This window comes from Saccharothrix sp. ST-888, from assembly GCF_000955975.1.
Lineage (GTDB): Bacteria > Actinomycetota > Actinomycetes > Streptomycetales > Streptomycetaceae > Kitasatospora.
Genome location: NZ_JYJF01000806.1, coordinates 1 through 322, shown reverse-complemented (window position 1 = coordinate 322; position 322 = coordinate 1). Strand labels below are relative to the sequence as shown.

The 322-nt window shown below is 78.0% G+C and carries 1 pseudogene; it reads right to left on the bottom strand.

The annotated features are described in order from the left end of the window. Positions 1-115: 115 nt before the first annotated feature. A pseudogene (locus tag UK12_RS42425) lies at positions 116-322 on the bottom strand (16S rRNA (cytidine(1402)-2'-O)-methyltransferase); the annotation flags it as partial.

Genomic DNA, 322 nt, shown 5'->3' with positions numbered 1-322 from the left:
CGCCGTGCGCCGCGCGCGGGACCACCTCCCCGGGCGTCCCCTCAAGGTAGGACCGGGCCACCGGGTCGCGCCGACCAGAGTGAGCTGCTGCCTTCTGGGGACCCCGGCCGCCCGGTCAGGCCCCGTGCTTGGCCGCCACCACCGCGTCGAAGGCCTCGCGCTTCGGCAGGCCGAGCTCCGCCGCCACGGCCGCGATGGCCTCCTTACGGCGCTCCCCGGCCTCCTCGCGGACCGCCACCAGCTCGGCCAGCTGGGCCGGGCCGTACTCCTTCGGCGCGGCTGGCGGAGCGCCCGCGACCACTGCGGTGATCTCGCCCCGGAC